We start from the raw sequence: 14,251 nt of genomic DNA on the forward strand, positions 1-14,251 counted from the left end.
ACGTAATGACCGAAGAATTTGCAAGGTTAAGCCATGCCATCCGTCAATCTGAACGACCGCGCCATCATCTCCATATCGGGACCGGATGCGGAACATTTTCTGCAGAATATTCTGACCACCGATCTCGACGCGCTCAAAAATGGCGAGGCGAAAGCCGGTGCGCTTTTGGCGCCGCAAGGCAAGATCATGTTCGATTTCCTGATTTCGCGCGCCGGAGAAAATGCATTGCGGATCGACTGCCGCGCCGATGTGGCCGATGATTTCATTCGCCGCTTGATGCTTTACCGGCTGCGCGCGAAGGCGGAAATTTCCAAACAGGAACAGCCGCTTGTGCAAGTTTCGTGGGGAGATGATTCAAACGCTTCGCGCGATGATTCAACCACCGTTCGCGATACGCGCTTTTCGGCAATCGAGGTTTTCCGGAATTACGGTGAGGCCGCAACAGGTTCTGACGATATCGCGCTTTGGAACGGTTTGAGAATCGCCCACGGCGTTGCCGAAAGCGGCAGCGACTATGCGCTTGGCGATGCGTTTCCGCATGATGTGCTGCTCGACCAGACCGATGGCGTCGGCTTCCGAAAGGGCTGTTACATCGGGCAGGAAGTCGTGTCGCGCATGCAGCATCGGGGTACTGCGCGGCGGCGCGTTCTGCTTGTGGAAAGCGATGCGACATTGCCCGATGCCGGAGCGGATATTTCGGTGAACGGCCGCACCGTCGGCACGCTCGGTTCGGTCGATGGCACGCACGGTCTCGCAATCGCGCGCATCGACCGGGTGAAAGACGCGATGGATGCAGGCGCACCGATCGAGGCAGGCGGCGTGACGCTTACGCTCTCCATTCCGGCATGGGCGCGCTTCACCTTTCCGCAGGCCGCGAGCGGCACGGAGGATTCCTGATGGCCGACAAGGCCGGTGCGCCGGTCCGTGCCTGGCAGCGCATGCTTTCGGGCAGGCGGCTCGATCTGCTCGACCCCTCGCCGCTCGACATCGAAATCTCCGACATTGCACATGGGCTTGCCCGCGTGGCACGCTGGAACGGGCAGACGTCAGGCGACCACGCCTTTTCCGTCGCGCAGCATTCGCTGCTGGTCGAAGCGATTTTCTCCGACATCGTGAAAGATGCTTCGCCCGATGCAAGACTGGCCGCACTTCTGCACGACGCACCCGAATATGTGATCGGCGACATGATCTCGCCTTTCAAATCCGTGGTCGGCGGCGGTTACAAGATCGTTGAAGAGCGACTGCAACGCGCCGTGCATGTTCGTTTTTCGCTGCCGGTTTCCATCGGCGAGAAGCTGAAGAAAGACATCAAGCGTGCCGATCAAATCGCCGCCTATTTCGAATCGGTCACGCTGGCGGGCTTTTCGGCAGGCGAAGCCTCACAGTTTTTCGGACGGCCGCGCGGGATTAGCGCCGAGCGATACGATCTCGCATGCAAGCCGACGAAGGCAGTCGAGACCGCGTTTCTCAAGCGGTTTTCAGCGATAGAAAAATTGCGCGCATAGTTCTTGCGCGAAACCCATTCGTCTCTTAATAAAGACGAATGGGCACTATAGTAGATAGATCGAACACGCAGATTGCGAAGCGCATTCGCCTTGAGCGCGAAATGCGGGGCTGGTCGCTTGCCGAACTGGCAGAACGCTCCGAGGTTTCCAAGGCGGCGATCAGCAAGATCGAGCGTGAGGAAACCAGCCCGACGGCAACGGTTCTCGTGCGGCTGGCTGGCGCATTCGATCTGACGCTTGCCGGGCTTTTGCTGCGCGCCGAGGGCGAAGGCGAACGCCTGACCAGAGCCGACGACCAGCCGATCTGGCGCGACCCTGCGACTGGTTATCTGCGCCGACAGGTGTTTGCGCGGCCGGACCATCCATTGGAAGTGGTCGAGGTGGAATTGCCCGCCGGACAGCGCGTCGTGCTGCCCGCGTCTTCTTATGCGCAAATCCGTCAGATCATCCGTGTCGTTTCCGGCGCACTCACCATCATCGAAGGCGGCGAGCGGCATGAGCTTGCCACAGGAGATTGTCTAGGCTTCGGCCCGCCGTCCGAAGTGACGATCGCCAATGAACAAACCGTCGCCTGCACATATCTTGTCGCCCTCACCCGGAGCTAATTCCTTGTCCGCAATCGCAATCCGCCCGCTGACCGCCACGCCTGACATTCGCGCAGCACTCGGTGAAATTCTGATCGAAGTGGTCGCCAATGGCGGTTCGGTCAGTTTCATGCATCCGCTCTCCAAGGCGGATGCAGAGGCGTTCTGGGCCGGGGCGCTGGCCGCGGCGGATCGCGGCGAACGCGTCGTGCTTGGTGCGTATGACGGCGATTTTCTGGTTGGAACGGTCAGCCTGTTGCTCGACTTACCACCAAACCAGCCGCATCGCGCCGAAATCGCGAAGCTGATGATGCGGATGAGCCATCGCGGACGCGGCGTCGGGTCGGCCTTGATGAAGGCAGCCGAGGAGATCGCAATCGAGCGAAAGCGCACGCTTCTGGTTCTGGACACGGCAACCGAGGACGGCGCGGCATCGCTTTATGAGCGGCTCGGCTTCATCCGCACCGGAGAAATCCCGGATTTTGCTTTAAAGCCGCATGGCGGGCTGACGGGTACGATCATTTACTGGAAAAAGATCAGCGCCCCTGCCGCTCCAGGCGATCCAGAAACCACTGCGTAAGGCGCACCCAGACTTCGTCCTTCTCGCCTGAATCTTCCAGACCGTGGTCGAGATTTGGGTTGTCGTTGACCTCGATGACGAAGACGCCGTCTTTGGTCTCTTTCAGATCGACGCCGTAAAGCCCATCGCCTATGCAGCGCGAGGCGCGCACCGCGGTATCCACCACATGAGCGGGCGTTTCCTTCAGCGTAAATGTCTTGATGCCGCCGAGATCGGGCTTGCCTGCGCGGTCGTGATTGACGATCTGCCAGTGCTTCTTGGCCATGAGATACTGGACCGCAAAAAGCGGTTCTCCGCCGAGCACGCCGATGCGCCAGTCATATTGCGTCGGAATGAATTTCTGCGCGATCAGCAGATCGGATTCTTCAAGCCACAAGGTCGCCAGTGCCTTGAGTTCATCGAAATTCGAGGCCTTCTTCACGCCGCGTGAAAACGAACTGTCCGGAATTTTGAGGACCAGCGGAAAACCGAGCGTCTGTGCCGCGACTTCCAGATCCGGCAGGCCCGCAATCATCACGGTCGGTGGAACCGGCACCTTGTTCGCGGCCAGCATCTCATTCAGATAGACTTTGTTGGTGCAGCGGATCATCGACAGCGGATCGTCGATGACGGGCATGCCCTCCTGCTGCGCGCGGCGGGCGAAACGATAGGTATGGTTCGAGATCGACGTCGTTTCGCGAATGAAAAGCGCGTCGTAATTCGCGAGTTTTGCGATATCCTTCTTGCCGATCGGCTCGACTTCCACACCCATTTTCTCGGCAATGCGCGCCCAGTGGCGCAATGAAGCGATTTCGGATGGCGGCAATTGTTCGTTCGCATCGATAAGAGCTGCGAATGTATGCCTCGCTGGCGTGCGGGTCTTGCCCTCGCGCCATACACGGCTCGTATAAGAATCGAGCGCCGCAAGAAAACGTGGCTTGTCTTCGGCGCTCATACGGGCAAGCGGCAGTAGTCCGATCTTCTTGATGGCCGCCCAGCCGTCCTGATCCTTTATCGAGACTTCGAGGGCTGGCGCGCGAAACCAGTCGAACAGCAGCCGCGCAAACCGCTCCCACGCTTTTGATGGGCCAATCCCGAAAAACACGGTCAGCTTTTCGGGAAATTCACCGAGTTCCTTGCGGCACTTGCTCAGCGCCTGCTCAAGTTCGGGCAAAGCGTTTTCGTAAAGCTTCGGCTCGGACAGGTCGATCATCGTCTCGACGGTCGGGATGACCTTGTGGCCGCGCGAGCTTGCCAGCAGCGACGAATAATAGCCCCGGCTTTGATAGGCGTAATTGTTGGAAAGGTTGATGACCTTCGGCCGCTGCCCGCGAAACAGCGCGGGATGAGCGAGATAATCGCGATTCGTGATGATCTTGTGGGGCGTTGCCACCTGATCGAGATCGCTTTGCCTGCCGGTAAGAATGACCCAGCTCATTTCCGCATCCGCTCCGTGGCAATCAGTTGCTTTTGATACCGCAGCGCCGTCGCGCCGTCGGCGTAGTAGTTCGCCCGAACGCCGAAGCGCGCATAGCCGTTCCGCTCATAAGAAAGAATGGCGCGCGCATTGTCTTCGCGCACTTCGAGGTAGAGCGATTTCGCACCGCGGGCGGCAGCGCGTTTCTCCGCCTCATCCAGCAAAGCGCGGCCGATACCGCGCGGACCGACGGAGGCGATTGAATACAAACGCGCCCGCGCGCTGCCCTTGCGGTAGAGCACGACGCTGTAGGCGATGATCTGCCCGCCGCTATGGGCAACCAGCACGTCTGCGCGGGCGCTGGCAATCATGCGGCGCAGGGCTTTGCGGGAAATGAGATCGGTGCGGAAGGACGCGTTTTCGATCGACACGAGTGCGTCGAGATCGTCGGGGTGCGCCGTGCGAAATTCGGCTTGCATGCGATGCGGGGGACCTGCGTTGGTGGCCTAAACATCTTCCGAGTCGGATTGTTAAACCCGAGCACAATTAGCGCTATCGCTCCCGGAATTGGACTTAATTGTGACCCTGTTTCACCCAAGCTGAACATCACGCGAAACTGAATGAACAGATCAATAAAATTGGTTGGTCCTGCCACTCTATTCAATTTTCATGGCGCAAATCATCGTTTATTGTGCTGCTTCCTCAAGGAAAATATCATGTCAGCTTCGCAGCCTGCCCAGAGTGCCACCAGACACGTTCCGTGGCTCATCATCATTTGCGGCTGCATCATCGCCGCGCTGACCTTTGGTCCTCGTTCGGCGATGGGCTTCTTCCAGGTGCCGATGCTCGCCGAAAAAGGCTGGGACCGCACGACGTTCGGCCTCGCAATGGCTTTTCAGAACCTGGCCTGGGGGTTGAGCTTGCCGTTCTTCGGCGCAATCGCCGATCGTTACGGAAGCTGGCGCGTGCTGTCGCTCGGTGGCATCCTTTACGCGCTCGGCCTTTATCTCATGGCAAACGCGACAACGCCGACCATGCTGCATATCGGCGGCGGCATGCTTGTCGGCATGGGCGTTGCAGCCGGTTCGTTCAGCATCGTGCTTGCTGCGTTTGCACGGCACACCCCGCCGGAGAGCCGTTCCATCGTGTTCGGCATCGGCACTGCCGCCGGTTCAGCCGGCATGTTCCTGTTTGCGCCGATCAGCCAGGGGTTGATCGACGCATATGGCTGGTCCGACAGCCTCGTCTATCTGGGCATCGCGATGCTGGTGATTCCGCTTTTGGCCATCCCGCTTGCAGGCAGAGGACAAACCTCGCAGGCGGCAATCCAGCAGACGCTTGGACAGGCTTTGCGCGAAGCACTCGGCCACCGCAGCTACATGCTGCTTCTATCGGGCTTTTTCGTATGCGGCTTTCAGGTCGCCTTCATTACCGCCCATTTCCCCGCCTATCTCGGCGATCTCGGCATGGAGCCGCGTTATGCGGTGATCGCGCTGGCGCTTATCGGCTTTTTCAACATCATCGGCTCGCTCGCCGCAGGCTTCATCAGCCAGAAATATTCCAAGCCGATCTTTCTCGTCTGGATCTATCTCGCCCGCTCGGTCGTGGTGACAGCGTTCCTGCTTCTTCCGAAGACGCCAACCAGCGTTATCATATTCTCCATCGCCATGGGCCTGCTGTGGCTCTCGACCGTGCCGCCAACGAATTCGCTCGTCGCGATCATGTTCGGCACGCGTTATCTCGGCATGCTCGGCGGCGTGATCTTCCTGTCGCACCAGATCGGCTCTTTCCTCGGCGTCTGGCTCGGCGGCTATCTCTACGACCATTTCGGCACGTATGATCCGGTCTGGTGGCTGGGCGTGGCGCTCGGCGTATTTGCCGCGATCGTCCATTGGCCGATCAAGGAGAAGCCGGTGGAGAGGTTGGAGTTGGCTGGGGCTTAGGCAACTTGGAGAGGGTCAGCTCTACGTTGCCCCCCTCTGTCCTGCCGGACATCTCCCCCACGGGTGGGGAGATTGGCCCTCATCCATGATTTCGCCAGTCGTCGAAGGTTTAGAAGCGTCGAAACCAACTGCCAATCTCCCCACCTGTGGGGGAGATGTCCGGCAGGACAGAGGGGGGCGTGACGGAACGCCAACCTTCTAAGCCGCACTCTGCGCCGCATAATACCGACGCAAAGCGCTCAAAAATCCACCACGTGCTTCCGGCTCCATCATGCCGCGCGGTTCATAAACGTGGCGGAACAGGAAGAAACCCGTCAGCCGAAATGCATCTTCGATCGAGGCCATGTCCGCCTGCAGCGGCGAGCCTCGCAACAGGAACGAAGGCAGTGCCAGCATCTTGTCGTGCCAAGGCGCCCCGGCGTCGCGCGACACCGCCCTACCCGATTTGGGCGAGACGTAGCTTAAATTCTCGCGGATGCCGGTCGCAGCGCATTGCGTGAGATCAAGTCCGAAGCCCAGTTCTTCCAGAACCAGAATTTCGAAGCGCACGACAAGTTCGCCAGCGCTCGCTGGATCGTCCAGATTCTCGATGAGGATCAACAGTGTTTCGTAAAGCCCGATATGCGGATCACGTTCGGGCAGAAGGCGCAGGAGGGCGGCAAGGGTTTGGAGGCCGTAGACGGCGCATGCGCTGTCGAACAGCCGTGCCGCGTTTAGTTCCAGCCCTTCGACCTGGAACGTACCCATATGTTCATCAAGCCGGGCGCGCCAGACCAAATTGACACGGTTTCCGGCCTGCAGAACCGGCTGCTGCTTTCGTGAGCGGCCGCCGCGTACAAGGCCAAGATGGCGGCCATGCGCGCGCGTCATCACTTCAAGGATGACGCTGGTTTCGCCATGCTTGCGCGTGCCCAGGATTATGCCTTCGTCGCGCCATTCCATGAGGACTAGTGTGAACCCTCAGTGCGGGAATTCAAGTCCCATCTCGCGGTAACGTTCCGGGTCATCGCCCCAGTTTTCACGCACCTTCACGAACAGGAAGAGATGGACCTTCTGTTCGAGAATTTGGGCCAGATCCTGGCGGGACGACTGGCCGATGGCACGGATCGTCTCGCCCTTATGGCCAAGCACGATCTTCTTCTGGCTGTCGCGTTCGACATAGATGACCTGTTCGACCCGGACCGAACCGTCGGTCTTTTCTTCCCATTTTTCGGTTTCGACATGGGACGAATAGGGAAGCTCCTGATGCAGCCTCAGATAAAGCTTTTCGCGGGTGATTTCGGCTGCAAGCTGGCGCATCGGCAGATCGGAAAGCTGATCTTCCGGGTAATACCAAGGGCCGACCGGCAAGGTTTTTGCGAGATAGCCAAGCAAATCCTGGCAGCCGGAGCCGGTGAGCGCCGACACCATGAAGGTCTGGTCGAAGGCGACGCGGGCGTTTGCGGCGGACGTCAGCTCCAGCAGCGCTTCGGGACGCACACGGTCGACCTTGTTCAGCACGAGAACCTTCGGCTGGCGAACATCGATCAGGCTTTCCAGAATGGCGTTCGCATCGCCCTTGATGCCGCGCTCGGCATCGATCAGCACCAGAATGATGTCGGCGTCTTTCGCGCCAACCCATGCGGTGGTGACCATTGCCTTGTCGAGCCTGCGGCGCGGCTTGAAAATGCCGGGCGTATCGACAAGCACGATCTGCGCATTGTCGTGCGTGGCGATGCCGCGCACAAGAGCGCGCGTCGTCTGCACCTTATGCGTGACGATCGAAACCTTCGCGCCGACCAGACGGTTGACGAGCGTGGACTTGCCCGCATTGGGCGCGCCGATCAGCGCCACGAAACCTGAGTGGGTCGCCGGTGCAGTATTTTCTTCTGTCGCGGTCACGGTCTATCCTTTTCACTGCCCCAGACGCCTTCGCGCGTGAGCAAGGCGGTCGCAGCCACCTGTTCTGCTTCGCGCTTCGAGCGCCCCGTGCCCTTTTCGGGCTGGAATGCACCGACCGTCACGCTCACGCTGAACAGCGGATCGTGGTCGGGGCCTTCCCGGCTTTCAATAACATATATTGGAACGGCAGCGGCAATCTGATGCGCCCATTCCTGCAATGCGGTCTTGGCGTCGCGGCGCGCGGCACCCGATGCCTGCGAGCGCTTTGTCCAATAACGTTCGATGAAGGTGCGCGCCGCATCCAGCCCGCCTTCGAGATAGATGGCGGCAATCAGCGATTCCAGCGCGTCGGCACGAATGTTGATGCGCTTTCGCCCGCCGAGCGATTTCACCTCGTTGCCGGCGCGGATCATGTCCGGCAGGCCGATTTCGTCGGCAATATCGGCCAGCACTTCGGCATTGACCAGCGCATTGAGGCGCACCGAAAGCTCACCCTCCGGCGCCTCAGGAAACGCCTTGAACAGCATGTCCGCAACGATCAGCCCAAGCACGCGGTCGCCCAGAAACTCAAAGCGTTCGTAATCCAGCCCGCCACGCGCACCGCGCGCACTGGCATGGGTCAGCGCGCTCTGGAGCTTTTCGTGGTTGCGGAAAATATGGCCCGTACGCTCGCCGAGAACTTCCGCGAGCGCTGCACCGGACAGCCGTTTGAAAACCATCGTCTACCGCACGAAGGTCAGCAGGCGCGACGGACGCAGATCGGCCGGCCAGTTCCAGATTTCCAGCGGGCTGGAGCCGCCGGCAATCGAGAAGAAGATGATGTTGGCGCGCCCGACGAGATTTTCCTCCGGCACGAAGCCGACCGAGAAGCGGCTGTCGCTGGAATTGTCGCGGTTGTCGCCCATCATGAAATAATGACCTTCAGGCACGACGAATTCGCGCGTGTTATCGCCAATGCCGTTCGGGGTCAGGTCGAGCGTGTTGTAGGAGACGCCGTTCGGCAGCGTCTCGCGATACACATCGACCGGGCGATCGACTTCGGTGATGTCGGGATTGGTGATCTGGTCCACCTTTTCGCGCGGCACCGCCTCGCCATTGATGAACACCTGACCTTCGCGCATCTGCACCGTGTCGCCCGGCATGCCGATGACACGCTTGATGTAATCGATCGCAGTGTTCGGCGGGAATTTGAAGACGACAACGTCACCGCGCTCAGGCGGGCTGCCCCAGATGCGGCCCGAAAACAGATTTGGCGAGAAAGGCAGCGAATGGCGCGAATAGCCGTAAGCCCATTTCGTCACGAAGAGATAATCGCCTTCCAGAAGCGTCGGGCGCATCGAGCCGGACGGAATGGAGAATGGCTGGAACAGCAGCGTGCGAATGACCAGCGCCAGAATAAGCGCCTGGACGATGACATTGACGGTCTCGCCAAGTCCGCCCGATTTCTTCTCTCGTTTTTCAGCCACGCTCATTACGTCCTCAATTGTGCGTCCGGGTTATAAGGGCTCGCAGCGCAGGGAGCAACGGAGCGGAAGGCCGAAAAACCCGAAGAAAATGGCCTTTATCAGACCGGAATAGCCTCGATGATGACGAAAGCCTGCGCCAGCGGATAATCGTCGGTTATGGTGAGATGGACCGAGGCGCGGTGGCCCTTCGGCAGCATCGAATGCAGCTTCTTGGCCGCGCCACCGGTCAAATGCATGGTCGGCTTGCCGCCGGGAAGATTGACGACACCCATATCGCGCCAGAAAACGCCCTGCGACATGCCGGTGCCGAGCGCTTTCGAACAGGCTTCCTTGGCCGCGAAACGCTTGGCGTAAGAGGCAGCGCGCTCCTTGCGCCGCTCCGACCGTGCCTGTTCGATATCGGTGAAAACACGCGCCTTGAAGCGCTCGCCATGGCGCTCCAGCGTCTTTTCAATCCGCCTGATGTCGATCAGATCACTGCCGATGCCGAGGATCATTTCGCGAACCTCACCTCGTTTTTGCCCGTCAACACCCCCCTCTGCCCTGCCGGGCATCTCCCCCTCAAGGGGGGAGATTGGATGTCACGATGGCTTTTTTCAATCTTCACCGTTCCCACAAATATACCTGCCGGACATGAAGTCTGATCTCCCCCCTTGAGGGGGAGATGGGCGGCAGCCCAGAGGGGGGTGAGATGACAATTCATACGTTAAATATTCCGGCTGCCCGGCTTCACCGCCGGAATGGCTGCAAGTTCGGGCGGAATTGCGTCGGCAGGATAAGCCGGCACTTCATATTCGGCCAGCGAGATCAAAGGCACGCCGACATCGGTCTTGCCCGCAGAGCGATCGACGATACAGGCGGCTGCAACGACCTCGATGCCTATCTCGCGCATACACGTGATGGTTTCGCGGATCGACAGGCCGGTCGTGACGATATCTTCCACGATGACGACTTTGGCGGTCTTTTCCAGATCGAAGCGGCGCAGGCGGAAAATGCCGTTTTCGCGCTCGACCCAGACGGACGGCACGCCCAGATGACGCGATGTCTCGTAGGATGGAATGATGCCGCCGATTGCCGGACCGACAACGTAATCGATTTTGCCTGGAACCTCGGCCCGTATCTTCTGCGCCAGCGCGCGGCAGAGGATTTCGGTCTTGTCGGCATGCATGAAGACGCGCGCCTTTTGCAGGAAAAGGTTCGTGTGCAAGCCAGAGGTCAGCACGAAATGGCCCTCGAGAACGGCACCCGTCTCGCGGAAAATGTCGATTACGTCTTCTGTCTTCATGCTTGCCCCATCAACCATTTACGCGCCGCGCTTCGCTGACGCTCGAATTTTCCTTGAGCTGAGAAATCAGCCGGTTCAGATGCTTGAGATCCCAGACTTCGAGATCGATCAGCATTTCCGTGAAGTCGGGCGCAGTGCGCAGCATCGACAAAGTGTGGATGTTCGCATCGTTGGATGCAACGACCTGCGTGATTTCTGCCAGCGATCCGGGTGCGTTTATCGCGGTCACCGACACGCGGGCCGGGAAACGCTCTTTTGTGTCCGTATCGATATCCCAGCGAATATCGATCCAGCGTTCGGGCTGGTCGTCGAAATCCTTCAGCGATGGCGACTGGATCGGATAGATGGTGATGCCCTCGCCCGGCTGGATGATGCCGACGATGCGGTCGCCCGGAACAGCTCCTTCCGGCGCGAAGCGCACCGGCAGATCGCCGCGAATGCCGCGGATCGGCAAGGCGCCGGGTTCGGCTGGAGTGTCCTTCTTGGAGCGCCCCGGCAACTGGAACAGCATGCCCGCCGCGTTGCGGATTTTCGACCAGCCTTCTTCGCGCGGACGCGGCTGGGGCGTGACGCGCTCGTCCTTGAAGTCGGGATAAACGGCCTTCAGCACATCGGTCGATGACAGTTCGCCGCGACCGACCGAGGTCAGAACGTCCTCGATGTCCTTGCGCGCCAGCCTGGGCAGAACCGGTTTCAGGCCCTCCTTCGAGAAGGTCTTGCCGGTTCGGGCAAAGGCACGCTCGAGAATACGGATGCCGAGACCCGAATATTGCTTGCGGATGGCGTTCTTGGTGGCACGGCGGATCGCCGCCCTCGCCTTGCCGGTCACGACGATCGATTCCCAGGCGGCAGGCGGCACCTGCGCCTTCGAGCGGATGATCTCCACCTCGTCGCCATTCTTCAATTCCGTGACCAGCGGCATGATGCGACCATTGACCTTGGCACCAACACAGGTGTCGCCGACATCGGTGTGCACCGCATAGGCGAAATCGATCGGCGTCGCACCGCGCGGCAGGGCGATGAGCATGCCCTTGGGCGTGAAGCAGAAAACCTGGTCCTGAAAGAGTTCGAGCTTGGTGTTTTCGAGGAAATCTTCCGGGTTGTCGCCTTCCGAAAGCTGCTCGATGGTGCGGCGAAGCCAGGCGTAGGCGTTCGTCTCCTTGGAGATTGCATGCTCCGCGCCATTCGACTTGCCGTTCGTGTCCTTGTAGATCGAATGCGCCGCCACGCCATATTCGGCAATGTCGTTCATCTCGCGGGTTCGGATCTGCAGTTCGACACGCTGGCGCGACGGACCGACGATGGTCGTGTGGATCGAGCGATAATCGTTCTGCTTGGGCGTCGAGATATAATCCTTGAAACGCCCCGGAACCATCGACCATGTTGTGTGGATGGCGCAAAGCGCGCGGTAGCAATCCTCGACCGTATCGACGACGACACGAAAGCCGAAGATGTCGGATAATTGCTCGAAGGAAAGCGCCTTGGTTTCCATCTTTCGGAACACCGACCAGGGCTTTTTCTGGCGGCTTTTGACGCTCGCCTTCAACTCGTATTTCGCGAACAGCTCGGACAGCGACTTCTCGATGTCACCCAAAACGCCCTCGCTGCGCGCAAGCATATTTGCCAGACGCGCGATGACGGTCTCATAGGCTTCCGGGTTTATGTAGCGGAAGGAAAGCTCCTCAAGCTCTTCGCGCATGCCCTGCATACCCATGCGCCCTGCAAGCGGCGCGTAGATATCCATCGTCTCTTCGGCAATGCGCAACCGCTTGTGATCGGGCATATGATCGAGCGTGCGCATATTGTGCAGGCGGTCGGCAAGCTTGACCAGCAAGACACGCACATCGTCGGAAATTGCCAGAAGCAGTTTGCGGAGGTTCTCGGCCTGCTCGGCCTTTTTGGACACCAGATCGAGCTTCTTGAGCTTGGTCAGTCCTTCGACCAGCTTGCCCATGTCCTCGCCGAAAAGCTCGTCGATTTCCTGCCTTGTGGCGGTCGTGTCCTCGATCGTGTCGTGGAGCAGCGCAACGGCAATCGTCGCCTCGTCCATCTTCATGTCGGTAAGGATGGCGGCGACTTCCAGCGGATGGGAAAAATAGGGATCGCCGGACGCCCGCTTCTGATGCCCATGCTTTTGCATGGCATAGACATAAGCTTTGTTCAGCAGCGCCTCATTCACGTCAGGCTTGTAGCGCTGAACGCGCTCGACAAGCTCGTATTGACGCATCATGGGCAGTTTCCCGTAGACCAAAAAGAATCATGCGCCGCATCGTTGGATACGGCGCATGTCATAAATAGCCACGAAACCCCCGTCGCGGAAGGCGGCGGGGCCTCTAAATATCAGTAATCGTCGCTTTTTTCGGGTGCAACGAGGCCTTCGATGCCTGCCAGAAGGTCTTCTTCGGTCATGCGGTCGAAAGTGACATTCTCTTCACCGTCTTCAGCGGTAGCCGAAGCAGTCGCGTCGGTCGAACCATCGGCGATTTCCGACGCATCGACTTCAGGCTCGTCAACTTCGACATGCTTCTGCAGCGAGTGGATCAGATCTTCCTTCAGATCGCCCGGCGAAAGGGTCTCATCGGCGATCTCGCGGAGCGCGACGACCGGGTTCTTGTCGTTGTCGCGATCGATCGTGATCGGGGCACCCTGCGAAATCAGACGGGCGCGATGGCCGGCCAGAAGCACGAGTTCGAAACGGTTATCGACCTTGTCGATGCAATCTTCAACGGTGACGCGGGCCATTGATTGCCCCTTTCATACGTGATTTTTGTGAGAAACAGGCGCGCTCAATAACCTGAATGCGCTTGAAATACAAGCATCGAAGCGCACTGACCTGTGAGGCCTCCCGCCGCCTGCAGTAACCGAAACGCATGTGGACAACCACAAATTAGGCGGCCAGCAGCGAAATCCCTTGGAACACTATCGGTGCGCCGATAGTTTACAAAGCAGAATAGTTGAACGGGAAATTTTCAAGAAGAACCCGAATACGTCGTTTGAATTTTACCAACTCTATTTTTAAGGGAATGTTTTCGATGTTTGACCCACGGGAGAAGATTGCGCTGTTTATAGACGGGGCCAATCTCTACGCAACGTCAAGATCGCTCGGCTTCGACATTGATTATCGCAAGCTGCTTTCGAGCTTTCAGAAACGCGGATATTTGTTGCGCGCCTATTACTACACCGCCCTTATCGAAGATCAGGAATATTCTTCGATCAGACCTTTGATCGACTGGCTCGACTACAATGGTTTCAAGGTCGTGACCAAGCCCGCCAAGGAATTCACGGATTCGGCCGGACGCCGGAAGATCAAGGGCAATATGGACATCGAACTGGCCGTCGATGCACTGGAACTTGCCGATTCCGTCGATCACTATGTCATTTTCTCCGGGGATGGCGACTTTAGGACGCTCGTCGAGGCCTTGCAGAGACGCGGCAGGAAGGTCAGTATCGTTTCGACCATGGCATCGCAGCCGCCTATGATTTCAGATGATCTTCGCCGTCAGGCAGATCACTTCATCGATCTGGTGACGCTGAAGTCGGATATTGGCCGCGATCCTTCAGAACGTCCGCTTCGACGTCCTGACCCGGAAAACGAAGAAGACGACTACTGA

General features: G+C 58.9%; 16 protein-coding genes. 6 read left to right on the top strand and 10 right to left on the bottom strand.

Going from position 1 to position 14,251, the window contains the following annotated elements; translation table 11 throughout:
- Positions 1-33 precede the first annotated feature (33 nt).
- The 4 genes from ygfZ to ABFT80_RS24455 are packed head-to-tail and all read left to right on the top strand — an operon-like array spanning position 34 to position 2,669.
- Positions 34-897 carry a CAF17-like 4Fe-4S cluster assembly/insertion protein YgfZ gene (ygfZ, locus tag ABFT80_RS24440; RefSeq protein WP_347974549.1) on the top strand — a complete coding sequence of 288 codons (864 nt, stop codon included), beginning with the start codon at positions 34-36 and terminating at the stop codon, positions 895-897.
- Complete coding sequence (locus tag ABFT80_RS24445) at positions 894-1,505, top strand: HD family hydrolase (protein WP_347974599.1); 612 nt, start codon at positions 894-896, stop codon at positions 1,503-1,505. The genes ygfZ and ABFT80_RS24445 overlap by 4 nt, the downstream gene beginning before the upstream one ends.
- Positions 1,506-1,543: 38 nt before the next feature.
- Positions 1,544-2,110 (top strand): helix-turn-helix domain-containing protein, encoded by a 567-nt coding sequence (locus tag ABFT80_RS24450; protein ID WP_347974550.1) that lies wholly within the window; start codon positions 1,544-1,546, stop codon positions 2,108-2,110.
- A 4-nt stretch (positions 2,111-2,114) separates the two neighbouring features.
- On the top strand, positions 2,115-2,669 hold the full coding sequence (locus tag ABFT80_RS24455) for a GNAT family N-acetyltransferase (protein WP_347974551.1): 555 nt from the start codon (positions 2,115-2,117) through the stop codon (positions 2,667-2,669).
- Here ABFT80_RS24455 and ABFT80_RS24460 read toward each other — a convergent pair.
- The gene (locus ABFT80_RS24460) at positions 2,626-4,086 is read right to left on the bottom strand and encodes a RimK family protein (protein WP_347974552.1); all 1,461 of its coding nucleotides are present in this window, start codon (positions 4,084-4,086) and stop codon (positions 2,626-2,628) included. The genes ABFT80_RS24455 and ABFT80_RS24460 overlap by 44 nt on opposite strands.
- The gene (locus ABFT80_RS24465; RefSeq protein WP_347974553.1) at positions 4,083-4,544 is read right to left on the bottom strand and encodes a GNAT family N-acetyltransferase; all 462 of its coding nucleotides are present in this window, start codon (positions 4,542-4,544) and stop codon (positions 4,083-4,085) included. The genes ABFT80_RS24460 and ABFT80_RS24465 overlap by 4 nt, the downstream gene beginning before the upstream one ends.
- A gap of 237 nt (positions 4,545-4,781) precedes the next feature.
- On the opposite strand from ABFT80_RS24465, the gene ABFT80_RS24470 reads away from it, so the two are divergent.
- Entirely contained in the window at positions 4,782-6,008 is a 1,227-nt protein-coding gene (locus ABFT80_RS24470; protein WP_347974554.1) for an MFS transporter, read from the top strand.
- Positions 6,009-6,206: 198 nt separating this feature from the next.
- On the opposite strand, the gene recO is transcribed toward ABFT80_RS24470, so the two are convergent.
- The 8 genes from recO to rpoZ all read right to left on the bottom strand — a co-directional run bounded on the left by recO (position 6,207) and on the right by rpoZ (position 13,382).
- Entirely contained in the window at positions 6,207-6,950 is a 744-nt protein-coding gene (gene recO / locus ABFT80_RS24475) for a DNA repair protein RecO (protein ID WP_347974555.1), read from the bottom strand.
- 18 nt (positions 6,951-6,968) lie between these two features.
- Positions 6,969-7,889, bottom strand: a complete 921-nt coding sequence (gene era / locus ABFT80_RS24480) for a GTPase Era (protein WP_347974556.1) — start codon at positions 7,887-7,889, stop codon at positions 6,969-6,971.
- Positions 7,886-8,608 carry a ribonuclease III gene (gene rnc, locus ABFT80_RS24485; RefSeq protein WP_347974557.1) on the bottom strand — a complete coding sequence of 241 codons (723 nt, stop codon included), beginning with the start codon at positions 8,606-8,608 and terminating at the stop codon, positions 7,886-7,888. The genes era and rnc overlap by 4 nt, the downstream gene beginning before the upstream one ends.
- 3 nt (positions 8,609-8,611) lie before the next feature.
- The gene (lepB, locus tag ABFT80_RS24490) at positions 8,612-9,361 is read right to left on the bottom strand and encodes a signal peptidase I (RefSeq protein ID WP_347974558.1); all 750 of its coding nucleotides are present in this window, start codon (positions 9,359-9,361) and stop codon (positions 8,612-8,614) included.
- Positions 9,362-9,453: 92 nt separating this feature from the next.
- Positions 9,454-9,852, bottom strand: a complete 399-nt coding sequence (gene acpS, locus ABFT80_RS24495; RefSeq protein WP_347974559.1) for a holo-ACP synthase — start codon at positions 9,850-9,852, stop codon at positions 9,454-9,456.
- A 209-nt stretch (positions 9,853-10,061) separates the two neighbouring features.
- Positions 10,062-10,640 carry an orotate phosphoribosyltransferase gene (gene pyrE, locus ABFT80_RS24500; RefSeq protein WP_347974560.1) on the bottom strand — a complete coding sequence of 193 codons (579 nt, stop codon included), beginning with the start codon at positions 10,638-10,640 and terminating at the stop codon, positions 10,062-10,064.
- A gap of 10 nt (positions 10,641-10,650) precedes the next feature.
- Complete coding sequence (locus ABFT80_RS24505) at positions 10,651-12,870, bottom strand: RelA/SpoT family protein (protein WP_347974561.1); 2,220 nt, start codon at positions 12,868-12,870, stop codon at positions 10,651-10,653.
- 110 nt (positions 12,871-12,980) lie between these two features.
- The gene (rpoZ, locus tag ABFT80_RS24510; RefSeq protein WP_347974562.1) at positions 12,981-13,382 is read right to left on the bottom strand and encodes a DNA-directed RNA polymerase subunit omega; all 402 of its coding nucleotides are present in this window, start codon (positions 13,380-13,382) and stop codon (positions 12,981-12,983) included.
- 290 nt (positions 13,383-13,672) lie between these two features.
- Here rpoZ and ABFT80_RS24515 point away from each other — a divergent pair, with 290 nt between their 5' ends.
- Positions 13,673-14,251, top strand: coding sequence for a LabA-like NYN domain-containing protein (locus tag ABFT80_RS24515; protein WP_347974563.1), 579 nt, complete (start codon positions 13,673-13,675; stop codon positions 14,249-14,251).

The organism is Foliimonas ilicis, from assembly GCF_039939195.1.
Classification (GTDB): domain Bacteria; phylum Pseudomonadota; class Alphaproteobacteria; order Rhizobiales; family Rhizobiaceae; genus Foliimonas; species Foliimonas ilicis.